At 62.2% G+C, this 25,079-nt stretch carries 26 protein-coding genes; 2 read left to right on the top strand and 24 right to left on the bottom strand.

Going from position 1 to position 25,079, the window contains the following annotated elements:
- Positions 1 to 3: 3 nt before the first annotated feature.
- From ATC00_RS24380 to ATC00_RS24330, 11 genes are all read right to left on the bottom strand, one after another.
- Positions 4 to 576: a TRAP transporter small permease gene (locus tag ATC00_RS24380; protein ID WP_064254728.1), complete on the bottom strand. Its 573-nt coding sequence runs from the start codon at positions 574 to 576 to the stop codon at positions 4 to 6.
- 67 nt (positions 577 to 643) lie between these two features.
- Positions 644 to 1,618, bottom strand: a complete 975-nt coding sequence (locus ATC00_RS24375) for a sialic acid TRAP transporter substrate-binding protein SiaP (RefSeq protein ID WP_064254727.1) — start codon at positions 1,616 to 1,618, stop codon at positions 644 to 646.
- 36 nt (positions 1,619 to 1,654) lie between these two features.
- Entirely contained in the window at positions 1,655 to 2,401 is a 747-nt protein-coding gene (locus tag ATC00_RS24370; RefSeq protein ID WP_064254726.1) for a FadR/GntR family transcriptional regulator, read from the bottom strand.
- Positions 2,402 to 2,684: 283 nt separating this feature from the next.
- On the bottom strand, positions 2,685 to 4,073 hold the full coding sequence (gene otsA / locus ATC00_RS24365) for an alpha,alpha-trehalose-phosphate synthase (UDP-forming) (RefSeq protein ID WP_064254725.1): 1,389 nt from the start codon (positions 4,071 to 4,073) through the stop codon (positions 2,685 to 2,687).
- Positions 4,074 to 4,118: 45 nt separating this feature from the next.
- Positions 4,119 to 4,916 carry a trehalose-phosphatase gene (gene otsB / locus ATC00_RS24360; RefSeq protein ID WP_064254948.1) on the bottom strand — a complete coding sequence of 266 codons (798 nt, stop codon included), beginning with the start codon at positions 4,914 to 4,916 and terminating at the stop codon, positions 4,119 to 4,121.
- 142 nt (positions 4,917 to 5,058) lie between these two features.
- Complete coding sequence (locus tag ATC00_RS24355) at positions 5,059 to 5,733, bottom strand: 4-carboxy-4-hydroxy-2-oxoadipate aldolase/oxaloacetate decarboxylase (protein WP_064254724.1); 675 nt, start codon at positions 5,731 to 5,733, stop codon at positions 5,059 to 5,061.
- 249 nt (positions 5,734 to 5,982) lie between these two features.
- A complete protein-coding gene (locus tag ATC00_RS24350) occupies positions 5,983 to 6,819 on the bottom strand; it encodes an ABC transporter substrate-binding protein (protein WP_064254723.1) in 837 nt (278 codons plus the stop codon).
- A gap of 32 nt (positions 6,820 to 6,851) precedes the next feature.
- Positions 6,852 to 7,616, bottom strand: coding sequence for an amino acid ABC transporter ATP-binding protein (locus ATC00_RS24345; protein ID WP_064254722.1), 765 nt, complete (start codon positions 7,614 to 7,616; stop codon positions 6,852 to 6,854).
- A complete protein-coding gene (locus ATC00_RS24340; RefSeq protein ID WP_064254721.1) occupies positions 7,613 to 8,371 on the bottom strand; it encodes an amino acid ABC transporter permease in 759 nt (252 codons plus the stop codon). The genes ATC00_RS24345 and ATC00_RS24340 overlap by 4 nt, the downstream gene beginning before the upstream one ends.
- Positions 8,368 to 9,075 carry an amino acid ABC transporter permease gene (locus ATC00_RS24335; RefSeq protein ID WP_064254720.1) on the bottom strand — a complete coding sequence of 236 codons (708 nt, stop codon included), beginning with the start codon at positions 9,073 to 9,075 and terminating at the stop codon, positions 8,368 to 8,370. The genes ATC00_RS24340 and ATC00_RS24335 overlap by 4 nt, the downstream gene beginning before the upstream one ends.
- A complete protein-coding gene (locus ATC00_RS24330; RefSeq protein ID WP_064254719.1) occupies positions 9,068 to 9,838 on the bottom strand; it encodes an SDR family oxidoreductase in 771 nt (256 codons plus the stop codon). Before ATC00_RS24330 ends, ATC00_RS24335 begins: the two co-directional genes overlap by 8 nt.
- A 282-nt stretch (positions 9,839 to 10,120) precedes the next feature.
- On the opposite strand from ATC00_RS24330, the gene ATC00_RS24325 reads away from it, so the two are divergent.
- Both ATC00_RS24325 and ATC00_RS24320 read left to right on the top strand, forming a co-directional pair.
- Positions 10,121 to 11,026: a LysR substrate-binding domain-containing protein gene (locus ATC00_RS24325; RefSeq protein ID WP_064254718.1), complete on the top strand. Its 906-nt coding sequence runs from the start codon at positions 10,121 to 10,123 to the stop codon at positions 11,024 to 11,026.
- Between the two features lie 173 nt (positions 11,027 to 11,199).
- A complete protein-coding gene (locus ATC00_RS24320) occupies positions 11,200 to 11,694 on the top strand; it encodes a BA14K family protein (RefSeq protein WP_064254717.1) in 495 nt (164 codons plus the stop codon).
- Between the two features lie 195 nt (positions 11,695 to 11,889).
- Here the strand turns inward: ATC00_RS24320 and ATC00_RS24315 are convergent, their stop codons facing one another.
- The 13 genes from ATC00_RS24315 to ATC00_RS24255 all read right to left on the bottom strand — a co-directional run bounded on the left by ATC00_RS24315 (position 11,890) and on the right by ATC00_RS24255 (position 25,062).
- Positions 11,890 to 13,092, bottom strand: a complete 1,203-nt coding sequence (locus ATC00_RS24315; protein ID WP_064254716.1) for a pyridoxal phosphate-dependent aminotransferase — start codon at positions 13,090 to 13,092, stop codon at positions 11,890 to 11,892.
- A 12-nt stretch (positions 13,093 to 13,104) separates the two neighbouring features.
- A complete protein-coding gene (locus ATC00_RS24310; RefSeq protein ID WP_064254715.1) occupies positions 13,105 to 13,911 on the bottom strand; it encodes a 5-oxoprolinase subunit PxpA in 807 nt (268 codons plus the stop codon).
- 38 nt (positions 13,912 to 13,949) lie between these two features.
- Entirely contained in the window at positions 13,950 to 14,948 is a 999-nt protein-coding gene (locus ATC00_RS24305; RefSeq protein ID WP_064254714.1) for a 5-oxoprolinase subunit C family protein, read from the bottom strand.
- Positions 14,945 to 15,655: a 5-oxoprolinase subunit PxpB gene (gene pxpB, locus ATC00_RS24300; protein WP_064254713.1), complete on the bottom strand. Its 711-nt coding sequence runs from the start codon at positions 15,653 to 15,655 to the stop codon at positions 14,945 to 14,947. The genes ATC00_RS24305 and pxpB overlap by 4 nt, the downstream gene beginning before the upstream one ends.
- Positions 15,652 to 16,062 carry a biotin/lipoyl attachment domain-containing protein gene (locus ATC00_RS24295; RefSeq protein ID WP_234782416.1) on the bottom strand — a complete coding sequence of 137 codons (411 nt, stop codon included), beginning with the start codon at positions 16,060 to 16,062 and terminating at the stop codon, positions 15,652 to 15,654. The genes pxpB and ATC00_RS24295 overlap by 4 nt, the downstream gene beginning before the upstream one ends.
- A 41-nt stretch (positions 16,063 to 16,103) precedes the next feature.
- A complete protein-coding gene (accC, locus tag ATC00_RS24290) occupies positions 16,104 to 17,495 on the bottom strand; it encodes an acetyl-CoA carboxylase biotin carboxylase subunit (protein ID WP_064254711.1) in 1,392 nt (463 codons plus the stop codon).
- Complete coding sequence (locus ATC00_RS24285) at positions 17,495 to 17,935, bottom strand: acetyl-CoA carboxylase biotin carboxyl carrier protein (protein ID WP_064254710.1); 441 nt, start codon at positions 17,933 to 17,935, stop codon at positions 17,495 to 17,497. Before ATC00_RS24285 ends, accC begins: the two co-directional genes overlap by 1 nt.
- 237 nt (positions 17,936 to 18,172) lie before the next feature.
- Positions 18,173 to 18,598, bottom strand: a complete 426-nt coding sequence (locus ATC00_RS24280) for a VOC family protein (protein ID WP_064254709.1) — start codon at positions 18,596 to 18,598, stop codon at positions 18,173 to 18,175.
- 241 nt (positions 18,599 to 18,839) lie between these two features.
- Complete coding sequence (locus tag ATC00_RS24275; protein ID WP_037380690.1) at positions 18,840 to 19,277, bottom strand: hypothetical protein; 438 nt, start codon at positions 19,275 to 19,277, stop codon at positions 18,840 to 18,842.
- Between the two features lie 227 nt (positions 19,278 to 19,504).
- Positions 19,505 to 20,821, bottom strand: a complete 1,317-nt coding sequence (locus tag ATC00_RS24270; RefSeq protein WP_064254708.1) for an HlyD family type I secretion periplasmic adaptor subunit — start codon at positions 20,819 to 20,821, stop codon at positions 19,505 to 19,507.
- Positions 20,818 to 22,566, bottom strand: coding sequence for a type I secretion system permease/ATPase (locus tag ATC00_RS24265; protein WP_161951943.1), 1,749 nt, complete (start codon positions 22,564 to 22,566; stop codon positions 20,818 to 20,820). Before ATC00_RS24265 ends, ATC00_RS24270 begins: the two co-directional genes overlap by 4 nt.
- 857 nt (positions 22,567 to 23,423) lie before the next feature.
- Positions 23,424 to 23,741 (bottom strand): SMa0974 family conjugal transfer regulator, encoded by a 318-nt coding sequence (gene rctB / locus ATC00_RS24260; protein ID WP_064254706.1) that lies wholly within the window; start codon positions 23,739 to 23,741, stop codon positions 23,424 to 23,426.
- 58 nt (positions 23,742 to 23,799) lie between these two features.
- Positions 23,800 to 25,062, bottom strand: a complete 1,263-nt coding sequence (locus ATC00_RS24255) for an 8-amino-7-oxononanoate synthase family protein (RefSeq protein ID WP_064254947.1) — start codon at positions 25,060 to 25,062, stop codon at positions 23,800 to 23,802.
- Positions 25,063 to 25,079 lie beyond the last annotated feature (17 nt).

Below are 25,079 nucleotides of genomic sequence, written 5' to 3'. Positions count from 1 at the left end.
GGATCAGTCCTCGACCTTCTGGAATTCCTCGGGCTTCTCGAGAACCGAATAGCCGCGGCGTTGATTGGCGATGAACACCTGGACCGAGCGGACGAGCATCATCACGAAGCCGGCCATGACGCTGTAGAAGACGATGTTGCGCGGCAGGTCGACGGTCACCATGCGTTCATGGGCGACGATCGCCACATAGCGCCACATCAGCCAGCAGGCATAAGCAAAGAAACCGATGCGCACCAGATCGACGAAGATCGCCATCGCCCGCGCCAGCGGCCGCGGAAGATAGTGGTAGAGCACGTCGACCTGGATGTGGCGGGAGACGCGAACGCACATGACCGAGCCCAGGAACACCACGCCGATCAGGCAGTTGGTGGCGATCTCCTCCGTCCAGGCATAGGAATCGTTGAGAACGTAGCGGGTGAAAAACTGCAGGAACACGCATCCCGTCATTACCCAGAAGACGGCGAGCGTCACCCAATCCTCGGAGGCGTAGCTGGAGACATCCGCGGCGGGCGGAGCCTCGTCGAAGGAATGAGCGATTTCCTCCGGCGTCACTTGCAAATGGATTTCCTGTGACATGGGCGATCATCCGGCGTTTTGAGAAACGGAATGTCGGCCCGCCATCCAGCGAGCCGACAAAGGCGGTTCACTTGACGGCGCGGATCGCCTCCCAGTCCTCCTTCTTGTAGCCGAAGTCCTCAAGCGCGACCTTGTCCATGACGGTCGCCTCGAAATCGGCCTTGTCGACCTCGGCCACATCGAGACCGCGCTCCTTGAAGGTCGAAACGAGCGCCTTTTCGCGCTCCTCGATGATCTTGGTGGCGCGCTCCGCAGCCTCCTGCATCACCTCGGTGAAAATCTGCTTGTCGGCATCGGAGAGCTGCGACCACAGGTTCTTCGAAACGACAGTGTTCAGATGATCGACGATATGGCCGGTCAGCACGATGTGCTTCTGCACCTCGAAGAACTTCTTCGCTTCGATGGTCGTCAGCGGGTTCTCCTGGGCCTCGACCGTGCCGTTCTGCAGAGCGAGATAGACCTCGGCGAAGGCGATCGGCGTCGTGTTGGCGCCGCAGGCGCGCGGCATGGCGAGATAGGCCGGGACGTCGGGGACGCGCATCTTCAGCCCTTGCATGTCGGCGCATTTAGCGATCGGCTTGTTCGACGTGGTGTGGCGCGTACCGTAATAGGTTACCGCGGTGATGTGGTTGCCGGAAGCCTCCTCATAGCCTGCCGCCAGGCGCTTGAAGACGTCGCTCTTGGTATAGGCGATCAGATGGGCGGGATCGCGAAACGTATAGGGGAAATAGGTGACGCCGATCGGCGCATATTCACGCGCGGCAAAGCTCGAACCGGAAATGATGATATCGACCGTGCCGAGCTTCAGGCCCTGGTTCAGATCCGCTTCCTTGCCAAGCTGCGAGGCCGGGAAGACGTCGACCTTGTAACGTCCCTCGGTGCGCTTGCCGATCTCCTCGGCCGCCCAGACGGATTCAGTGTGAAACGGCTCCGACGTCTCGTAGACATGCGCCCATTTGAGCGCCGTCTGGGCCTGCGCTGCCAAGGCCGAACCCAGGATGGCCGCGGTTGCGCCGAGTAGCGTTAACAGTCTGACTTTCATCTTCTTACTCCTCCCAAAGTGAAGTCACTGCATGCTTTACTGACTGCTGCCGGCACGCCTCCATGCGGCCGGTGTCGTGCTGTCGGACGGCTCCTCCCCGAAGCTGGCCGAAAGGCGAAGCTGCGATTGATCGAGATGCGCTCGCATCGCGGCCCGTGCGGCGGCAGGATCGCCCGCGGCGATCGCGTCGCGGATGACGCGATGTTCCTCCATCGCCGCCCGCCAGGTGTCGGTGTTTTCGAAATAGCTGGCGAGCTTCTCGAAATAGGGCGTCATGCGCATGTCGTGGATACTGCCGACAAAGCGGTTCAGCGTCTGGTTGGCGATGATGCTTGAGACGATGACATGGAACTCGCGATCGATCGCCAGCGCCTCACGCCGATCCTCGAGCGCGGCGGCCATGCGCGCCAGGTTATCGTCAAGGACTTCTATGTGTTCGGGCCGCGCCAGCCGAGCCGCCTCCTCGGCGATCGCGCATTCGACGACCGCCCGGGCCCGCAGCAATTCGAACGGCCCTTCGAAATCCTCCGGCGGCACATCGGCTGCCGGCGCCTTGCGCGCCGTGACGTAAATGCCGGATCCCATGCGAATATCGATGAAGCCTTCGACCTCGAGCACGATCAATGCTTCCCTGACGGTCGGGCGGGACACGCCCAGCTTCTGCGCAAGCTCCCGCTCGGCCGGAAGCCGGGAGCCCGGAGCCAATTCACCCCGCTCGATCAGGCCTCGCATCTGGTCCGCCACCTGCCGGTACAGGCGGCGCGATTCCACGGCAGAGAACATCATATCCTCGCTGCAGGCCGACGCGAGCCCTAGCGGCTGGTGGCCAAGTGGTCATACCAATTCGCGTACAATACGCAAAGCCTTTCCGTTGTCAACCACAACAACTCTGCCGCTGCAGCGTTTTAGCCGACCATTGGGTATCCCTGCGAGCGTGCGATGCGCAGGGCCGTACACTCGAGAGGCAAGCCGCTGCGGCTTCCCCACCAGCCATTCGAGTATAACCGGTCACGGTCCAATACCGGCACGCCATCGGTGCGCATTGATGGTGCTTGACCAAGGAGCTCTAACCGCACTGGTCCCGTGTGGTTAGATCGTTGAGAAAATCCCGGCACCAGCGCGAGACATCGTGCTCCAGCAGGTGATCCATCATCGTCTTCCATCGCTCCTTCCGCTCTTCCAGCGGCATGCTGAGCGCGCGCGCCATGGCGTTGGCGGTACCCTCTATGTCGTATGGGTTGACAAGCAACGCACCCCTTAGCTCGCAGGCAGCTCCGGCGAAACGCGAAAGCACCAGCACGCCCGGATCATCGGGGTCCTGCGCGGCCACATATTCCTTGGCGACGAGGTTCATCCCGTCTCGAAGCGGCGTCACCAGCCCCACTCTGCCAAGCCGGTAAAGCCCGGCAAGAATGTGCCGGCCCACCGAGCGGTTGATATAGCGTATGGGCACCCAATCGACGGCGCCGAGCGCACCGTTCACTCTGCCGGCCTGTTCGGCAACAGTGCGCTGCATGGCCTCATACTCCGGAACTTCGGAGCGGGACTTCGGCGTGATCTGCAGATAGGTGACCCGCCCCTGCTGTGCCGGATTGGCCAGAATGAAACGCTCAAACGCGTCGATGCGCTGGGTAATCCCCTTGGAGTAGTCGAGGCGATCGACACCCATGATCAGACTGCGGTGCTCGATGCTTTCACGCGCTTTCTTGACTGTCTTGTTGGTCGACGCCTTTTCGGCGAATTCGGCGAAGGCCGCAGTTTCGATACCAATTGCATAGGTGCCACCCTTGAATATGCGATCATAGGCAGTGAAGCGCCCTCCTCCAAGTTCGTCACCAATGCCTTCCCGCCTCAGACAACCGGCGAAATTCTCAAGGTCATGATCGGTCTGAAAGCCGACGACATCGTAGTGCGACAGGCCACGCATGATCTCCTCATGAACGGGCATCGTGAAGAGCACGTCGGCAGGCGGCCAGGGAATGTGAAGGAAGAAGCCGATGCGGTTCTTCAGGCCCATTTGACGCAGTTCCGCTGCGAGAGGAATCAAATGGTAGTCGTGCACCCAGATGACGTCATCAGGTTTGACAAGCGGCGCCAACCGACGGCCGAAGAAGCGGTTGACGCGGAAATACCCGGCCATTTCCTTGCGGCCGTATTCGGCGAGATCAAGCCGGTAGTGGCAGATCGGCCAGAGAACCCGATTGGCGAAGCCGTGGTAGTATTCCTCAACATCGGTATCGGTCAGATCCGTCAGAGCATAGGTAATATTGCCCTGCTGCAGTTGCGCAAGCGGCTGCGGCTCTTGCTCGCCGCTCGATCGTCCCGACCAGCCCATCCATATGCCGCCCTGCTCTTCGAGGGCGGCTTTCAGCGCAACCGCCAACCCGCCGGCCGGCGCAATGCCGCCCTTGTCCGGAACGGGCACGCGATTGGACACAATGACGAGACGGCTCATGCCGAATTCCTTTCCTGCATGAAAATATGTCAGGCGCTCAAATATTCAGGAGGCCAATGCGGCGATAATGCTGCGCAAGGCATTGGCGGAGGGAATGGAGCCAAGCGCTTCGCTCGCGGGTAAATGCGGTCCGATGCGGATCGAATAGCCGCCGAGCCTGTTGACCGTGCGAAACATCGCTTCGTCTGTCACATCATCCCCGATCGCCAGCGCGCGTCTGCCGGCGAAGGCTGGCTGCGCGAGAAACGCCGCGACCGCGTGGCCCTTGTCGGCGCGGGCCGGGCGGATCTCGATCACCATCTTGCCGTGCTGGATCGTCCAGTTCGGCCCCGCCCGGATCAACGCCCGTTCCATCAGCAGTTCAACTTCGGGTTTTCTGTCCGGCGCCAGCCGGTAATGGGCGGCGACTGCCGCTCCCTTGCCCTCAATTAGAACGCCCGCCCAGTTGGCAGTCTCGGCGACAAGGCCGGCCTTCAGCCGCTCGAATTCCGCCGTCGCTGCGGCTTTGTGCACGAGACCATCCGGATCGCGGCGCTCGGCACCGTGAAGTCCGGCGATCGGAAAATGGGACAGACGGAAAAGCTGGTCGACATAGTCAAGAGCGCGACCGGTCACGAGCGCCAAGGCACCTCCGAGTTCTCTCGACAAGGTATCGAGATTTGCAGGCAGCGAAGGCGGAACGGTTACGGCGTCCGGCGTTGCGGCGAGGTCCAGCAGAGTACCGTCGATATCGAGGAATAGGGCCCAACTGTCCGGATCCGTCGAGAGAGCGGAGAGAAAGAAATCCTCTCCTGAAACGGCATCCGGTTTCGAGTCGCTGAGAAACTGCTTCTGGCAACACACGAGCACATGTCTATATCAGACCACGGTATCGGCCAACCCCCTTCTTTCATTGGAGGGAAGTCGGGGGCGGCTTCCGGAGCACATCGCGGCGGAAGCCGAGCGGCTTGAAGGGGTAACTGGCGAGCACGAAGAGCCAGTCGCGTCACTCTTCGACGACGAGACCCTTTGCTTTCAGGACGGCTTCCAGTTTGCTGACTTCAATGACCGACTTGCCAGCCTTGTATGCGGCAATGTAGTCGGCCTCGGCGTCCTCCCGGGCCTGCGCCAGCTTCGCCACGTCACGCGCCTCCGACCGCCGAACGACGACCAGTCCATCCGCGTCACCGACGATGATATCACCGGGATGCACGATTTCGTCGCCAATCAGGATCGGCTCGTTGGTGGCGCCGAGCGTCTCCTTGACAGTGCCCTTGATGCAGACGCTGAGGGAAAAGACCGGGAAGCCGAGTTCCCGCAGTTGCAATGTGTCTCGAACACCCGTGTCAGTGACGAGACCGCCGATGCCCTTCGCGAGGCAGGCATTGGCGAGCACATCGCCGAACGACCCCGCCTCCTCATATTCGCCGGCGGAAACGACGATGATGTCGCCGGGCTCAGCGTAGTTGATCGCGACCTGGAGCATGATGTTGTCGCGCGGCGCGCATTTGACCGTGAAGGCGGGGCCGCAGAGCTTCATCCGATAGTCGATCGGCTTCAGCCGGGACGACAGCGCGCCCCTGCGGCCCTGGGCTTCATGAAGGGTCGCCGGCGAAAATCTGGCGATGGCCTCGATCTCGTCCTTGCTCGGGCGCTCGAACCTTTGCTTCAGTTTGACCATTTGAGGTTTCTCCTTGCGGCACCGACGCCTGCCGGTGTTGTTTTGATGATCGCTGCGGGGCTCCACCGCATGCGGGCACAACTGCCCCGTTATGCGGCTCGAACTCAGGCCGCATCTGGGAAAGGGACATTCATTGCTGCTCATGCACGTCGCCCAAAAGTGTGCAGCGGTTTGGGATGACGACATACACAAAGACAAAGACCTAAAGCGCGCCGCGTGAATACGTGTGAACGCGGCGCGCTTTAGTGATTAGGGGATCGGCTCGAATTTCAGTTCGGTGATCGGGACGACCTTGTCGGTGCGGGTCATCTTGTACTCGGTGCTCGGTCCGAGCCACTTGTCCCAGATCTTGTTGATCTCACCGGACTTATCGAGCGAGACCAGTATTTCGTTGATCTTCGCGGTCAAAGCCGGCTCGTCCTTCTTCATCCCGATGCCGATCGGCTGGAAGAGCATGGGTTCTTCGATCATCCGCATCTCGGCGCCCTTGGTCTTGGATTCGTTGACGATCTTCGTCGTCGTCATCGTATTGGCGACCAGGCCGCGTGCCTTGCCTTGCTGAACCGCCAGATAGGCCGAGCCGGTATCCTGGAAGGTCAGCGGCTTCGACTCGTTCTTGCGGATGGCAAGTTCCGATGTCGAACCCTTCGTCGAGGCGAGCCGGACGCCGGCGAAATCGGCCTTCTTCTGGCCGGGGTCGTCCGCCTTCACGATCAGCATTTCCTTGGCGAGATAATAGGGATGGCTGAACTCGATCTGTTCGGCGCGGCTGAGCGTATAGGCAAGATTGGCCACCGCGATATCGACATGCCCGAGCTTCACTTCCGGAACGCGCGCTTCGACTGAGAGAGGCTTGATCTCCGCCTTGACGCCGAGTTCGCGGGCAATCGCGTTGCAGAGATCGACGTCGAAGCCCGCCATCTCGCGCGTTGCCGGGTCCGGCGCGGCGAAGGGCGGGACGTCGGCGAAAGTTCCGCAACGGATCACCTTGGCCGCCGTGATGTCAGCTAGCTTGTCTGCCTTTGCCGGACCGGCAACGGCGGTCACCACGAGCGCGACGCCGAGCGTCCATGACTTCATTTTCATTGCTTTGGTCTCCTCTGGGGTTGGCTTTTTGGTTAGTGCCGCAATTCGCTCAAGAAGCGCTGCGCTCGCGTGGTTTGAGGGCGAGAGAAAAATTCTTCGGGGGGCGCGGACTCGACGATCTGCCCCTGGTCGATGAACCAGACGCGATCCGCGACATCACGCGCAAATCCCATCTCGTGCGTAACGCACATCATCGTCATGCCGTCTGCCGCGAGGCCCTTGATGACCGAGAGGACCTCGCCGACCATTTCAGGGTCGAGTGCGCTCGTCGGCTCGTCGAACAGCATCACGGGCGGTTCCATCGCCAATGCGCGCGCGATCGCGACGCGCTGCTGCTGCCCGCCCGAGAGTTGGCCGGGATAGGCATTGGCCTTCTCGGTGAGACCGACACGCTCCAGGAGCTGAGTGGCCTTGGCGTAGGCGGCGTCGCGCGAAACACCCTTTACACGGATCGGCGACATCGCAATGTTTTCGATGGCCGACAGGTGCGGAAACAGATTGAAGCTCTGGAAAACGAAACCTATGCGGCTGCGCAACCGGTTGAGTTCCTTGGCAGGCATCGGCCGATGGATGTTGTTGCCGTCGCAACTGATTGAGCCGCTGCCGATCTCCTCAAGCCGGTTGACGGTCCGGATCAATGTCGACTTACCCGAGCCCGACGGGCCGCAGATGACGACGACCTCCCCACGCGCCACTTCGGCGTCGATTCCCTTGAGAACCTCGTAAAGGCCGTAACTCTTGCATACGCCTTTCAGCTCGATCATCGGCGAATTCCTCGAGGGCGCGGTCGTATTCATGATGGCTGATCCGTGAGAGCTGCGAGTTTAAGGGACTTCGCGGTTTGCAGCGGCACCGTGCCGGCGCGCTTGCGGGTGATCCTTCCTTCCGTCGCCACGGCCACCCGGGTCAGCGACCAGCAGATCACGTAGTAGACGGCCGCCAGGATGAAGAAGACCTGGAACGGTTGCGTCAGGAGCTGATTGTTGATCTGGCTGGCGGCGAAGGTCAGATCCGGCACGTTGATCACGTAGCCGAGCGTCGTATCCTTGATCGTCGAGACGAAGACAGAGATGATGCTCGGGATGACGTTGTAGAGCGCCTGGGGCAGGATCACGTAGCGCATGGCGCCGAGGTAGCTGTGGCCAAGCGCCCGGGCGGCCTCCATCTGACCGTGGCCGAGTGCGACGACCCCCCCGCGGACCACCTCGCTCAGGAACGCGCCCTGGTAGACGACGAGTGTCACCAGCATGGTGAGGAAGCTCGGCACATTGGCGCCCGTAGCGAGCGGCACGAGGAAGTAGCCCCACAGGATCAGCATCAGCAGCGGCACACCGCGAGTGAAGTAGACGAGCGCGGTTACCGGCCAGTTCAGGAACGGCGACTTTGAAAGCCGGGCGAGCGCCAGCGCAATGCTCACCGGAAAGGCGAAGGCGATCGCGAGAACGGACAGTATCAATGTCGCCGCAAGTCCCCCGAGCGGGCCATTCGGATATTGCCCGATGAGCAGCAGCAGCCAGTAATCGCGGATGATGGCGATGATGTCGCTGATCATGGCCGTGCCCTCCTGAGCGGGTCGGCTCTGCGAGCGATGTAGGCGCCGGCCGCCATGATCATCAGCGAGAACACGAGGTAGAGGACCGTAACCAGCAGATAGCTCTCGAAGGTGCGGAAGCTCAGATTTTCGATCTCCTTGACTGCATAGGTAAGCTCCGCCACGCCGATCGCGACGGCAAGGCTGCTGTTCTTGAACAACGAGACACTGTGGTTGACGAGGGCGGGCAGCGCGTTTCTGACCCCTTGCGGGACCATGACAAAGCGCATCGCCGAAACATAGCTGTGGCCGAGCGCGCGGGCCGCTTCCATCTGGCCGGGGCTCACCGCCCGCATGCCGGAGCGAAGGTCCTCGCTGAAATAGGCGGCCTGACAGAGGCCCAATCCGATCACGGCGAAGATCGCCTCGGCATTGTGGTCGTTAAGCCAGAAGGTGACCGGATCCGGCATCAGGGTGAAAATGCCAAAATACCAGAGCAGGAGTTGCACCAGCGTCGGCACGTTGCGGTGATAGGAAACGTAAACCGTGACGAACGCATTGCCGAACGGACCTGGCGCGTAGCGAAGCCCGAGCAGCAGGAGCGCCAAGGTCATTGCGAGCGTCCAGGAGCCGATCGCGACGACGAAGGTCATCTTGATGCCGAGCAGCAGCATCGACACATATTCCGGATTGCCGAGAATCTCGGTGAGGTCGAAGCTACTCACCGCCTTGATCCCCGCTCTTCGGAGACTGTGGCTTTGCCGTCTGCAACCCGCCCATCACCTGAAGCGTCGGCGTAATCTCCATGTGGCCGATATTCACGGCGACCGGCGCGGCGATCGCGAAGGCGATGGCATCGGCGATGTCTTTGGCCTCGGGGAGCTCGAAGCCGTCGAGAAAACGTTCGCGAATCTCGGGGCTGTCACCATGCACATGCGCGAAGATGTCGGTTGCCACGCGCCCCGGGCAGATTTCGGTGACGCGGACACGCTTGCCGAAGGCATCGATGCGCAACTGGTTCGACAGCATGCTGACCCCTGCCTTCGTCGCATGATAGGAGGAGTTTCCACCAAAATTGTAGGTGCCGGCGATCGACGAGATGTTCACGACATGGCCGCAGTCACGCGCCACCATTCCCGGAACCACCATGCGGCACAGATGTAGAACCGCGCGAAGATTGACGTCGACAAGGAGGTCGATGTCGCCATCTTCCGCTTCCAGAAACTTCTTGGGGCGATCGACGCCAGCATTGTTGACGAGAATGTCGAATTGCACGCGACGTGTAAGCTCTGCGAGGGCGGCTCTGTCGGTGACGTCGATCGCGTGCGCCACGCAGCCGGTGCGCTCCGCGAGCTTGCTGAGCGGCTCGGCACTGCGCGCGATCGCATGCACCTCGAGCCCTTCGGCACAAAGGCGCTCGACAATCGCTGCTCCAATTCCGGAGGAAGCACCGGTGACAAGCGCGGTCTTGTAATCGGAGAATGGCATCGGCTTTTCCCTTTGTTTCAGGAAGCTTAGCTGACCTTTCGAGCCGGCGATAATTCCGATTACCTTTGGAGGGATAAGCCCAGCTTATGAAGCGCGTCGCGCTGTGGTAGCCGGTTGATTTCACAACGCTAATCTGTACGATCCGGGCGTGATCGGACGGGCGTCCGGCAAGACTCGCGGCCCTGCGCCCTTCGAAACGAGGAGCTTTGAGGGGCCGCGCAAGAAAAACACAGTCGGGCTGTATCCATTCAGGCCGGCTGCAACAGCGAGCGCAATTCGCCGATGGATACCAGACGCTTCAAATCTTTCGTCGTGATCGTCGACACAGGCAGCATCACGAGAGCTGCGGATATCCTCCATATTGCGCAGCCTGCTCTCAGTCAGCAATTGGCAGCACTGGAGGAGCATTTCGGAACAAAACTGCTGATAAGGAGCCAGCAGGGCGTCGTCATGACAGACGCCGGCGCCGAAGTTTACCGGCACGCCCAGATCATCCTCCGTCAGATGGAGCAGGCGCGCGCCGACGTGACCGCGGCCGGCAAGCATCTCGCGGGTCGCGTGTCCGTCGGGCTGACGCCATTCAGCAGCGCCGCCACCCTGTCCTTCGAGCTTCTGGCGGAAATGCGGCGGCGCCATCCCGGCATCGTCCTTCACCTCACCGAAAGTGTCGGGCAAACCTATAGCCAGATGTTGATGAACAATCGGCTGGAGATCGCGCTGATCCATGGCGCGGGTCCGATGAAGGGCGTGCGCTTCGATCCGCTTCTCAGGGAGGATTTCTACCTCGTCGCGCACGAGAAGTTCGGCATCGAAGCCGGCGATACGCCGGTGCCGATCTCGGCTCTGGAACCCCTGCCCTTTCTGATGCCGCCGGCCTACAACTTCGTGCGGCGCGCGGTAGAGGCGGCTTTTGCAAGAAGCCGGGCGAATCTCACCGTGATCGGCGAGGTCGAGGTCATCCGGACGCTGACGCGCGCCGTCGGCAGCGGTCTTGGGGCGACGATCATGCCGAAGGCCGTGGCAGATCGCATCGTATCCGAGGGTGCCGGCCCGACCATTTGCCGGAGCATCTCACCGAAGATCGAGGAGACGCTCTCCCTGTGCGTGTCGGAATTCGCACCGCTTTCCGAACCGGCGCTCGCCGTCCAGGAGCTGCTGCGCGAACTGACGGAGCGGCTGAGGCCGTAGCGCGAAACAGGCCCTCGACGAATCTGCAAGGCGCGGTTGCCCCCCGTGATTTCCTGAGCTTATCGCGCCGCGAGAAATGCAGACAGCGTCGGCATCAGCTTGGAAATAAAGTGCTACGGAGGGCTTTCCGCGCTATATTCGACGCGCAATGTTCCGAGGGAAAGGTGAAGCCAATGAAGAGGCTAGCAATGGTTGCCCTCTCGCTGGCGACGGCGCTAACCAGCGTTTCGCCGGCCATGGCGTTTCCGACATTTGTTGCGCCGAAGGTCGAGGCCCCGCAGGTGCAACTGATCCAATATAGGCGCCACTATGGCGGCCATCACGGCGGACACCACGGGCATCATCACAACGGTGGCGACGACTGGGCCTGGGCGCTCGGCGGACTTGCCACTGGCGCGATTCTCGGCGGGCTGCTGGCACAGCCAAGGTATTATGGCCCGAGCTACTATGATGAGGGCTATTACGGTCCGGCCTATTACGGCTCGAGCTATTACGGTCCGACCTATTACCGCCCGCGCTACTACGCGCCACGCTATTATCGGCAAACCTACTATGGCGGGGATGCGCATACGCGCTGGTGTTACGCGCGTTACAGGTCCTACAGGGCTTACGACGACACGTTCCAGCCCTATGTCGGTCCGCGGCAGCCGTGTATCTCGCCTTACTGAGATGGCGTAGCGCATAGAGCGGGATGAGGAAAGGTGCATGCGGTTTTCCGCCCGCATCCCGCTCTAACTCTTTTTGCATCTCGTTTATGATCTGGGTCGATTTGAACCAAGATCATCGTGATTTAACAGGCTGCTGAGCCCCGGACTGTCCTACTCCCAAGCAGAGCGTCGCGATCTGCCTGAAGCCTTGCGCGCTTACTTCAGATCGCTGCAGAACTGCGCGATCCGATCGCAACCCTCGGCAAGTTTCTCCATGCTGGTCGCGTAGGATATCCGGAAGAACGGGCTCATGCCGTAAGCGGCGCCCTGCACGGTCGCCACGTGCTGCTCGTCGATGAGCGCCATGACGAAATCCGTGTCGGTTTCGATCCTGTGGCCCGACTTGCTCGTCCTGCCGATAAGCCCGGCGATGCTCGGAAAGAGATAGAAAGCGCCTTCGGGCTTGTGGCAGGTCAGGCCGTCTATGCCGGCGAGCTTGTCGAGCACAAAGTCGCGCCGCTTCCGGTAGATCGCCGCGCGCTCCTTCAGGAGATCCTGGGGCCCGTCGAGCACGGCCACCGCCGCGGCCTGGGTAATCGTGGAGGTGCCGCCCGAGTTTTGGCCGTTGACGTTGCTGATGCCCGAAATGAGCGCCTTCGGCCCGCCGCAGAAACCCAGCCGCCAGCCCGTCATGGCATAGGCCTTGGAGGCACCGTTGACCGTCAGCACCCGGTCGTAGAGCCGGGGCTCGACCTCGGCAATCGTGCAGAACTCGAAATCGTCATAGACGAGGTGCTCGTACATGTCGTCGGTCATGATCCACACATCGGGGTGGCGCAGCATGACCTCGGCGATCGCGGCCATCTCCTCGCGCGAACAGGCCGCGCCGGTCGGATTGTTCGGGAAGTTGAGGAACAGCCACTTCGTCCGCGGGGTGATGGCCGCTTCGAGATCCTCGGCCTTGAGCCTGAATCCGTTCACGTGGCTGCAGGCGACCGGAACCGGGACGCCGCCTGCGAAGCGAACGATGTCCGCATAACTGATCCATGCGGGAGAGGGTATGACGACCTCGTCGCCCGGATTGCAGGTCGCCAGCACCGCATTGAAGATCACCTGCTTGCCGCCACCGGAGACAAGGATCTGGCCGGGCTCGTAGTCGAGATTGTTGTCCCGCTTGAACTTTCGGGCGATCGCCGCCTTGAGCGCCGGCGTGCCGTCGAGCGGAGGATATTTGGTGTCTCCCGCCAAGGCCGCGGCATGGGCGGCCTCGATCGCGTGGGGCGGCGTCGGGAAGTCAGGCTCGCCGGAGGACAGGGAAACCACGTCTATGTCTCGTGAGGCGAGATCGCGGGCACGCTGCGTCATTGCAGCAGACGCGGATACGGAGACGTTCTTGAGGCGGTCGGCGAGGGTCGGCATGGTTTCCGTCTTTCAAGTTCGTTGATGTGTCAGGTGTGTTGCGCCATCGGCGCAGGCGAGGACCTCGCGGGCGGGCGCGATCGTCGCTCCGGCAGCCTCGATCTCGCTGCGCACGACCCGGGCCAATTCGAGCGAACCCGGCGTGTCGCTGTGGACGAGGATCGAGCGGGCGCGGATCTCGATCGTCTGGTTGTCGATGGTCGTTACCGTTCCACTTTCGAGGAACTGGCGGACCCGGGCACGAACCGTGGCTTCCTCCTTGAGGACCGAATTCGGCAGATTGCGCGAGACAAGCTGGCCGGCCGCATCATAGGCCCGATCCGCCAGGAAGAGCGTGAGGGTCGTCAAACCAGCGCGCGTCGCGGCCCGCTCTATTTCAGTATTGGGCATTGCAAAGACGATGAGGTCCGGGTCCACCGAGCTGACGGCTTGCATGATCAGGTCGGCGAGCGCGGGATCGCGGTTGATCATATTGCCCATCGCGGCGTGAAAGCCGATGTGGGCGACTGGCACGCCTTCGCCCCGGGCGATCGCGGTTAACGCACCCAACTGGTATAGGACCTGCTGGCGCATCTCGTCAGCCTCGACGGGCATCTCCCGACGGCCGAAGCCGACCCGGTCGGGAAAGCCGGGATGGGCGCCGACAGCGACGCCTAGGGCCTTTGCGAGCCTCACCATCCGCGCCATCGTGTTCGGGTCGCCGGCGTGAAAGCCGCAGGCGATGTTGGCCGACGACACGACCTCCATGAGTGCTTCGTCGTCGCAGAGCCGGTAGGGGCCGAAACCCTCGCCCATATCCGAATTGAGATCGATTTTCATCGTGGCTCCTTTGGTCTTGGCTTGGTCAACACAGCAAATTACCGGCGCGACATAGCTGCGAGCGCCTCGGCGAGCATTGGCACCGTGCGACGGATGTCCCCCAGATAGGTCTCTACCGCCCGCTCCACAGCGAGCGCCTCGGCGACACTCGACCGGACGAACCGTAAGCGGCTGCCGATCCGCGCCTGGCCCAGCCGCCAAAGATCGATGTCGATGACGCCGGCGATCTTGGGGTAGCCGCCGGCGGTGTTGGCGTCGCTCATCTGGACGATCGCCTCGCCCGAGGGAGGCATCTGGACGACGCCGGGAACGACCCCGTGCGAACGCAGTTCCACCGGAGAAACGAGCTTGATGGGCTCGCCGGAGAGCCGGTAGCCGGTACGGTCGCTTTGCGAGGAGATTTTCCAGGTCTGGGACCAGAACCGTTCGGCTTCGCCGCCGAACAGGGCGTATTCTCCGGCGGGAATGGCGCGGACGAGAAGCGTGCCGTCCTCGGACGCCGGAAAGTGGTCGGCCAGCGCAGTCTCTGGCGGCATGGCTCCGAATCCGCCTGGCGGCACGACGCAGGCACCTGCAGGGCGAACACCCAACCGGTCATTCGCCGCGAGAAAGCGACCGTCCAGGCCCCCGAACCCGCCGCGAAGCGACGTGCTGCGCGACCCCATCACCGGCTCAACCTCGATGCCACCGGCAAAGCTCAGATAGGCACGCGCTGAGTGTCGGGGCGTAGCGAGTTCCACAACCTGGCCGGCCGAAACCGCTAGCGCCCACCACGGCGGAAGCCGCCGCCCGTCGAGACGCGCGTCGCAATCCGCGCCGGTGATCGCGACGGTCGTGTCCCGGTCGAACCGAAGGCGAAATGGAAAGGTCTGGACTTCGAGCGCGGCCTCCCCCTCGTCGTTGCCGACGAGCAGGTTGCCGACCGCCAGCGCAAGCCGATCCATCGCGCCGCTCGAGGTCACACCGGCGTTGCGGAAACCAAACCGACCGAGATCCTGCACGGTGTTCAAGGGACCGGTCTGAAGAACCTCGATCATAATTCGATCCTCTCGGGAACGAAGCAGACCTTGTCGCCTGGAGCAAGCAGCGCCGGCGGATTCTTCATCGGGTCGAACATCGGCAGTTCGGCAAAGCCGATCGAGTTCCAGCCGTTCGGGCCGGTCAGGACCGACACGCCCGTCTGCATGCCGCCGATCGTCACCGTGCCCTTGAGCATCCTGAGCGACGGCACGGTCTTGCGCGGCACATGGATGCGTGGGTCGAGGCCGTGCAGGTATCCAAAGCCCGGCGCGCTGCCGAGGGCCACGACCGTGTAGTCGCCTTGCCAGTGCAGCTGCACGACTTCCCGATCGGTCAGCCCCGTGTAATCGCAGACGGCGGCAAGGTCTGTTGCATGCTCGCCGCCATAGGTGACGGGAATCTCAACTGTCTTGCCGACGAGGTCGATGGCCCGCGAGCAGTTCCATTCGGTCCGCAGACGAGCCTCGAATTGCTCCGGCTCCACAGGCGTCCGCTTGAGGATCACCAGCAGGTTGGTCACTCCGGGAACGACTTCCCGGACTTCCGGCCACAGCTCCACGGCATGCGCCAGGGCCCAGATGCGTCGCTGTGCCTCAAGGTCGAATGCGCCTGGCGCCTCGATCAGGTAGGCGCCCGTGCCGATGACGGAGATCTTCGGCTCGCCGGCAGGGACCGCAGCGATGAAGGCAGGCGTTGAGAGCGGTTCGTTTTGAATGGAAATCATTGTGCAGGCTCAATCAGAAAAACGGTGTCGCCATATCCGACCAACGCGCCGGGCTCGATGCCGCAACCCTCCAGCCTTCCTGCCTCTTCGACCCGGAGGGGCATGACGAGCGGCCCGATCTTGACGAAACCTATGATCTCATCCGCGACGACGGCAGCGCCGACGGTCGCTTCCTCACGATCGCGTGCCGGATGCACGGGCAGGAAGTGGCCCGCAATAGGTGCTTTGACGGGCTTCGCACGGTTCCGCGCAACCGAGATATCCGGGTTGCTGGCGACGTCATCGGTAGAGACGCCCGCGCCGGCCACGATCCGCACGAGCCGGCCGTCTTCCGTCTCGATCTCGACAGAATTGACCCCGGCATCATCGAGCCAGAGCGCGACCTTCTCCAAGATCGCCGGATCCAATATCTGCTCGGCGATCGAACCGCCCTTTCGCTTACGACCCTTCATTTCTTTCGCTCGCCCAGCCACGTCTCAAGGTAGTGGATATCGGTCCCGCCAGCACAGAATGCCGGGTCCTCGAAGAGCTCCCGATGGAGCTGAAGATTGGTCGAGATCCCGTCGATCCTAGTATCGGCCAATGCCACCCGCATCCGGCGGATGGCCTGGTCTCGCGTCGGCGCGTGGACAATCAGTTTGGCGATCAGCGAGTCGTAGTGCGGCGATACCTTGTAGCCGGTCGTCACATGGGTATCGACGCGGATGCCAGGCCCGCTCGGAAACTCGGCACCCATGATCTTGCCTGGTGAAGCGGCGAAGGTGAACGGATCTTCGGCGTTGATCCGGCACTCGAAGGAATGGCCATGCGTCCGCACATCGGCTTGGGCAATGGACAGCGGCAGCCCTTGGGCAACGCGAAGCTGTTCACAAACGATATCGATCCCCGCGGTCGTTTCCGTCACCGGATGTTCGACCTGCAGACGTGTGTTCATTTCGATGAAGTAGAACTCGCCATTCTCGTAGAGGAACTCGAAGGTTCCGGCGCCCCGATAGCCGATCTGTCGACACGCATCCGCACAGCGTTCTCCGACCGCTGCGGCAATATCCGCGGGGATGCCGGGCGCAGGCGCTTCCTCGACCACCTTCTGGTGGCGCCGCTGCATCGAGCAGTCGCGGTGGCCGAGCCACAGGGCATTGCCCTGATTGTCGCAGAGAACCTGGATTTCGACGTGACGTGGACGCTCGAGGAATTTCTCCATGTAGAGCTCCGGTCGCCCGAACGCCCTTCTAGCCTCCTCGCGGGTGACCGACACGGCATCGCCGAGTGCCGAGGAGTCATGAACGACGCGCATGCCGCGGCCGCCGCCACCGCCTGCCGCCTTGACGATCACCGGATATCCTATGCCTTCGGCAATGCTCTCAATCGACTTGATGTCGTCGGGAAGCGCTGCGTCCGGGCCGGGCACGCATGGCACGCCCGCTTCGATCATTGCGCGTTTGGCGGCGATCTTGTCGCCCATCGTGCGGATCGCGGAGGCAGGCGGCCCTATGAAGACAAGTCCCGCGGTTTCGACGGCTTCCGCGAAACCGGCATTCTCCGAAAGAAAGCCGTATCCGGGGTGAATTGCCCCGACGCCGGTCGTCCTCGCGGCAAGCAGGACCGCGGCCTGATTGAGGTAACTTTGGCCCGGAGCGGCTGGCCCAATGCAGACAAACTCATCGGCGGTTTTCCCATAGGGCGCGTCCCGGTCGGTGTCCGAGCAGATCATAACCGTCCTCAGGCCGAGCTCCCGGCAAGCCCGCTGCACGCGCGCGGCGATCTCGCCGCGGTTGGCGATCAGCACCTTCTCGAACCGGAGCCCGCTTCTACCCTCTTTTCCCATCTGCACGGGCGCCATTATCCGATCTCCATCAAGGGCTGCCCGGCTTCGACTTCCTGACCATCGCCTGCAAGAATGCGCGTGATCGGCCCGGCCCTGTGGGCGGAGACGGTGTTGAAGACCTTCATCGCCTCGACGATGCAGAGGTTCTGCCCGACCCCCACGACATCTCCGACCTCGACGAAAGCAGGGGCGCCGGGATTGGGCGAGCGATGCAGGACTCCGAATACAGGCGCCTTCACCATTCGGCTGCTATCACCACGGGCAATCTCGCCTCCATCGGCGGGGGTGACTTCGACGATCCGGTCGCGGCGGCCATTTGGGATTGGCACGGGTGAAGTTCGCTTGGCTAAGCCGGCCGATATCCGGACGGTGGTACCGTGCTCGCTGACCGTAAGTTCGGAAACGCGCGAGCGGCCGACGAAGTCGATAAGCGTTTTGATCGTTTCCAAATCCATCGCCGTCCACCCACTCATCGCTTCGGGCACTTTCCGGATGACAAACCGGATCGGTGACAAACCGGATCGGTGACGGGCCGGCCCGGCAACCGAACGAAGCGATCAGAATAGTTACACGACGGCTCTATTGATGGGGGCAGACAAAGTTTCTATGGCCGGGGGAGGCTGTTGATGGGCAATGGATGAAAGCTTTTGGCTGGGAATTTTTTGGCGGGTTCCAGAATACTATAATAAGGTTCAATCGTCCTGCGGCAGATTGGCCGGATTCCACACCACCTCCCATAGATGACCATCCGGATCAGTGAAGTAACCGGCATATCCGCCATAGAATGTTTCCTGAGCGGGTTTCACGATGCTCGCCCCGGCAACGCGCGCCTGCTCCATCAACTCGTCCACTTCCCGGCGATCCGAGACGTTGTGGCCGATCGAGAATGAGGTGCTGCTACCGGATGCTTTTTTCAGGCCGCTGTCATGGGCGAGATCTTCCTGCGCCCACAGGGCCAGTTTGAAACCGCTCGCGAGATCAAAGAACGCGACCGCGCCATGCTCGAACTCGCGGCCGACGATCCCTTGCGTGGGCAGCTTCAGACCGTCACGATAAAAGGCGAGCGACCGTTCAAGGTCGGCAACGCCAAGCGTCAGAACAGATATGCGCGCCTTCATGAGTTCACCGGGGTTGCGTAGGGCCGCACACGACCGCCGCGCACACTTCGCCGCTCCCGCGTCCTTGCTTCAGCAAGAGGCGCCGTAGCGGCGAAGTGCCTCCCCCGCTTTGGGTCGCCAGTACCTTAGAGACGTTCACCAGGCCACGTCATCGTCATTGCAGCGGACAATCCGCAACACACCCTCTTCGGCCGGCGTCGTCGGCCGTCATTTGAACCCGTGGTCGCAAACGTCGCCTGCTTCAGCCGAAGAATATTTGGCGCAAGCGGGCAAACAGGCCTGGCTGATTTTCGACAAGCATCGCGCGGATGTGACGTGCCGCCGTCGACGCACTGACCGTGGCGCCGAAATGGCAATAGCAGATGACCTTGTGCAATTGCTCGTCACTCAGTTCGAAGAACCGCTTCGCCTCGCCGTAGCTGTCGTTGTCCAGGCCGGCGGTCCGAAGGACCGGGTCCTCGAATGCAACGGAGATCGGCGTGCCGTCGCCGCGCATCGTCGCGCGCACATGCGCCGGCTGATACTCGGTCTCGTGCAACGTCGAAAGCCGTCTGTGCGGGCTGCGTTCCAGGAGTTCCGCCCAGCGCTCCAGACGTTCGCTGCGCGACAGAGCCCGGCGCGGAAGGTCCTGTTTGACCTCGGCGACGCTTTGCAGGTCTTCGATTGCATGGTGCTTCATTGTGACCTCCTAATCAGACTTAGTTGGTCCCCCATTCCACCTCATACGCCTAATAAACGTGACTCCAACCGGCCGCGAAGTCCAATCACGAAAATGCCCCGCGAACACTTAACCAGCAAAAATCGCTGGATTCCGCGCGGACCCGCGCCCCGGCGCCACCCTCGCATGCGGGACGAGCCGGCGCCCGGGCAATGCTCGGGCACGCCAGCCCGTTTCTCGCGATCGTCTCAATCCTCGCGGAAAGCGTGCCGCATCTGGTCGGTGAGCGGCTTCGCCAGATAGGAAATGACCGTGCGATCGGCGATCTTGATGAACACCTCGGCCGGCATGCCGGGATAGAGCGAGAGCCCCTTGAGCTTGGCGAGGCTCTCCGGTTTCGGGCGAATGCGCAGCGGATAGTAGGTGGCGCCGGTCCGCTCGTCGCTGACCATATCCGGAGCCACGGTCACCACCTCCGCCTCGACCTCCGGCGTGGTGCGCTGATTGAAGGCGCTGAAGCGGATTTCGACCGGCTGGCCGACGCGGATCTGGTCGATGTCGTGGGTCGCCACCCGCGCTTCCACGGTGAGTTCGTCGGCCTCCGGTACCACGAGCATCAGCGTCTCACCGGGATTGACGACGCCGTTCACCGTATGCACGGCTAGCTGATAGACGCGGCCCGGCAGCGGCGCGGTGATGTCGAGCCGCCGCAACTGGTCCGTCGCGGCCGTACGCCGCTCCTCATATTCGGCGATCTTCGCCTCGACATCGGTCAGCTCCTTGGAGATCTCAGTGCGCCGGTCCTCGTCCAGTTGCAGCACCTGCAGATCGATCTCGCTGGATTTGCCGCGTGCCTGGGCACGCGAGGCGATATGCCGTCCGCGGTCGCCCTCGAGCTCCGCCCGTTGCCGCTTGAGCGTCGTCACCCGTTGCATCGGCACCAGGCCTCGGCCATAGAGCGAGTCGACGCCGGTCAGTTCCTCGGCGATCAGAGTCAAGGCGTCCTCGATCGCCTTCAGCTGCACGGTCAGGCCGTCGATCTCGTCGGCCAATTGTGCCTTGCGCGACTGCAGCTGTCCCTTCATGCCCAGCAGCGCCGTGCGGCGGCTAGCAAAGAGTTTCTGTTCGCCGTCGACGAGTTTTGCCGCCGCCGCGCTGGAGACGAAGTTCGCGAGGTCCTTGTCGATCTCGAACGACTCGGCGCCGATCCGCTCTGCCAGCAGCCGGGCGCGTCGCGCATAAAGCTGCGCCAGCGTGCTTTCGACGATCGCCAAGTTCGCACGCACCGTGGTGCCATCGAGGCGGATCAGCACCTGGCCGGCCTCGACGCGGTCGCCTTCCTTGACCTTGAGTTCGCCGACGATCCCGCCGGTCAGGTGCTGGACCTTCTTGACATTGTCGTCGACGACGACCACGCCGCCGGCAACGATCGCGCTAGAGAGCTCCGTTGTCGCCGCCCAGCCGCCGACGCCGACGACGAGAGCAAGCGCGAGGAGCGAGACCCCCATCATGTGCCGACCGAGCGAACGGCGCGCGTTCGACGCCTTTTGCGTGCTGGCGCTCATTGCTTTGCCTCCTGGCCTTCCGCGACGATCTTCAGCGGCGACGGGCGCTCCGCCTGCTGCGTCCTCAACACCTTGCCGAGCACTTCCTCCTTCGGGCCGAAGGCCTGCTGCCGCCCCTCGTTCATCATCAGGACGAGGTCGGTGCTGGCAAGCGCGCTCGGCCGGTGGGCAATCACCACGACGATGCCGCCGCGCTGGCGCACATTCATGATCGCTTCGCTGAGCGCCTGCTCGCCATCCGCATCGAGGTTCGAATTCGGCTCGTCTAGGACCACCAGGAAGGGATCGCCATAGAGCGCCCGGGCGAGCGCGATGCGCTGGCGCTGGCCGGCCGAGAGTGCCGTGCCGCCCTCGCCGATTTCGGTGTCGAAGCCGTTCGGAAGACGCAGGATCAACTCATGGACGCGCGCCGCCTTAGCAGCCGCGACGATCGCCTCGGAGGTCGCATCCGCGGCGAAGCGGCAGATATTCTGCGCCACGGTTCCGGCAAAAAGCTCCACGTCCTGCGGCAGATAGCCGATATGCCGTCCGAGCGCATCGCCGTCCCATTGGTCGAGTGCCGCCCCATCCAGCCGCACCGAGCCGCGATAGGCTGGCCAGACGCCGATAAGGGCGCGCGCTAGGGACGACTTGCCCGAACCGCTCGGGCCGATGACGCCGAGCGCGCTGCCGGCACGGACGGTAAAGTTGACATCCGTGAAGATCAGCCGCTGCGCTGCCGGCGGCCCGCTCCCCAGCGCCTCGACGCTCAGACGCTCATGCGGCTTCGGCAGCGCCAGCGGGGTCTCGGCTTCCGGCAATGCCTTCAAGAGGTCCTTCAGGCGCTGCCAACTCTGCCGCGCCTGGACAAGCCCGCGCCAGTTGCCGATGGCGAGCTCCACCGGGGCGAGCGCCCGGGCGGTGAGAATCGAGCCGGCGATGATGATGCCGGGCGACGCCTGGCCCTCGATCACCAGCACTGCGCCCGCGGCCAGCACGCCCGACTGCAGCGCCATGCGGAACACCTTGGAGAGCGCCCCATAGCCATTGCCGATGTCGGAGGTGCGCCGGTTTTCTTCCCGGTATTCGGCGTTGCGGCGCTCCCAGAGCTCGGCAAGCCGGCCCGTCATGCCCATCGCCTGGACGACCTCGGAGTTGCGTTGCGAGGCCTGGGCAAAGGCATTGCGAAGGCCGGCCGCCTCGGACGCCTTGCGGGCCGGCGCCTGGGTACCGCGATTGGTGAGATAGGTGAGAAGCGTCAGGATCAGCCCGCCGCCAATGGCCACGAAGCCGATGACCGGATGAAACAGGAAGCAGATGGCGACATAGAAGGGCAGCCAGGGGAGATCGAACAGCGCCGACGGCCCGGCGCTCGAAAGGAACGAGCGAACCTGATCGAAGTCGCGCAGCGCCTGCAGCCCGTCCCCCTGCATCTTAAGCTTCAACGGCGCTTTCACGACCGCCCGATAGATGCGGCCGCTCAGGCTCTCGTCGAGCGCGCCGGCGATGCGCACCAGCATCCGCCCGCGGATCAGCTCGAAGGCGCCCTGGAAGGCATAGAGCAGCAGGGCCAGCAGACAGAGCGCAATCAGCGAGGGAATGCTGCGGCTGGGCAGAACCCGGTCATAGACCTCGAGCATGAAGAACGAGCCGGTGAGATAGAGGATATTGACGAGCGCACTGGCAATGCCGACGCCGACAAAGGCGGATCGGCACTCTCGCAAGGCGGAGGCGGGATCGACATTCCTGCCGCTCGATACTGTCAAAGGTTCAGGCACCGGCGAATTTCTCCAGGTCGGCATGTTCCGGCCGCCAAGGCGGCCTTTTGTTGAGGTCCCGGCGCGGGCGCGCCGAGAAGAGTGTGTTCGGTCAGCTTGTTGCTCCGCACCTTAAATCACGTTGGCCTAATTTTTCAAAGTGCGCATGCAGAAGTTGTTACCGGGGTGACAGGGATTTATACGATGGGTTGCCGGTTGCCCATTGCATGCACCAACCTGCTCATTGCGATCCGGCGATCTGCCACAACTTGGCACCGCGGCGATGCGGACGCGCCTGCATTGCTTGCAAATTCGGCAGGATATTGTTGCGAACCATAAAAGGAGAGCTTTGTGTGCAGGTCGGCGCGACTTGATCTCGGTGGAGAGTGGTGAGTAGGAATGCCCCTGGAATTGCTGGTGGTGCTTCTGCGAAGCGGCTGGCGACCTTCGCCGCCCATGTGACCGAATGGAAGAGGCCCTTTCTGGAGCGCTCATTTCCCGACTGGCGCTTTCACCTCTGGCAAAAGAACCTGAGCGACTCAGATTTCGACAGGACTTGGAAGCCTCGCATCGTTAGCCTCTCCGGCGCTGGCCACCTTTGCGAAAAAGCAAGAATCCCAATCTGTCGAGGACGCCTTCCTGCGCTCGGTCCAGATATGTGGCACGCGCAGCTGCAGGGCGCACATCTGGTACTGCGACCAAATTCACCACGGCGCGCCTTCCCGCGAACCACGTTCCTTTAGTTCGGCGGAGGGATGGTAAGCGCCAAACTGCGCTGATCTTCGGCACCACTATGCACGCGCTACGTCGCCGCGAACCTCAAAAACTTAGCGCATTTCTAGCATGAATTAGACAGTCGGCGCCTTTCAGATCGTGACAGGCTGCCCCTGGCCGACCGAATACCAGGCGATTTTCTCAGGCGCAGATGGGACGACGTCGAGAATCGACTTCTCGAAGGCTGTTCTGATAGCGTGGGATGAGACGAGGTTCGTCGCTCCTACCCGCATTCGAAGGCCACCATCCACGGCTCCCGTGGTTGCGTATCCATCGATGAACACAAACGTTTTTACAGTCCCGTGGTCGATCATGATCTCGTAATATCCGGCAAGCCGCAGCCGCGTTTGATCATGGAACAACGTCGTGTTCGACAAAACAACACGGCACTCGAAGACGTAACCGCGCATATCCCGCTCGATGGAGCTACCGCCTGACATTGAAGCACGTTGAGTGCATAAGTTTGCGCTATCTAACCGCGGCATCGCCAATTTCTCCAAGAACGTGTTGGAGCGCGCTCCCCAACGCACGGATTTCGTCCTGCGAATGACCCGCTGTCGGGCACAGCCGCAGTCCCGCCCTTCCCCTCGCAACTGTGGGAAAGAAAATTGCGGACGTGTAACAGCCGCAATCCAGCAAGCCCCTTGCCACCGCGATCGCCGTGAGTTCGTCACCCACTTCCACGGTCCGGATCGGCAGGGGTGAACCGTTTTGCTCCGTCGGAACGATGCTGTCGAAGAGGGCGATCCTCTTCTTGAGCGTCTGCTGAAGGAGCGCAAGCTCTTCCGTTCGATGCAGCTCCTGCGATGCCATTGCTGCGCCTATAGCTGCAACGTTCAGCGATGCCGAAAACGCATGCGCCACGGCGAACCTTCGAAACAGCTCTTCCTGTCGAGCCGTGCCGAGCATGACCATCCCACCCGAGGCGCCGAAGCCTTTTCCGAGCGATGCGGCAATGATCGTCCGCTCACCCAAGGAGCCTCCGATTTGAGACCTGGCGAAACCTTCCCCCCGCGCGCCGAAAATCGAAACGCCGTGGGCATCATCGACGTAGAGAAAGAGGCCGTATCGCTCCTGAAGCGAGCGCAATTGCCCGATGCTGGCACTTCCACCCATTGAGTAGACGCCGTCACAAATGTACGCGACGCAGTCGTTCGCGCGGCACAGAGTCTCAAGGGCGTCAAGGTCGTTGTGAGCGATCGTCTCCACTCTTGTTTCAGCGGCAATGGTTCCCTTGTGAAATGAGAGCGTCGCGTGCGCGAAGCGGTCGAACACAATCACTGGTTTGACGCCATCGGTAAGGTGTCCGGAAGCGATCACCGGCAAAGCGCTCATGTTTGCGGCCAGAACAGTAGTATAGGTGATTACCCGTGCGCCGAACAAATCCGACAGGGCTTCCTCCAACTCACCCAGGATGGCGAAGTTAAGGCGCGTTCGTGCGCATGACCAATGGAGTGCGCCGTATTTGTTCAGCGCCTCGATCGCGCCAGCGATTATGTTCGGATGGTTGTCCAGGCCGAGATAGGAACAGCGCACGAAGTCAACGACTTTGCGCCCGTGGTCGTGGGAAAGCGCCACGGCGCGCCCCTTGAGCGGCCGCCCGTAGATCGCCATCAGCCCCTGAAAATGCGCGGCATCGAAATGGCTTTGGGCGTACTGAATGAGGCTGCTGGTGTTCCTTTGAGCACCGCTGCCCACAATACTTCCCTGCCCTGGCGCTTTGCCTTCCATCCGAAATATCTCCCGAT

The sequence above is a fragment of the Sinorhizobium americanum genome, from assembly GCF_001651855.1.
GTDB classification, from domain to species: domain Bacteria; phylum Pseudomonadota; class Alphaproteobacteria; order Rhizobiales; family Rhizobiaceae; genus Sinorhizobium; species Sinorhizobium americanum.
This window is presented reverse-complemented; position numbering and strand designations above follow the sequence as displayed.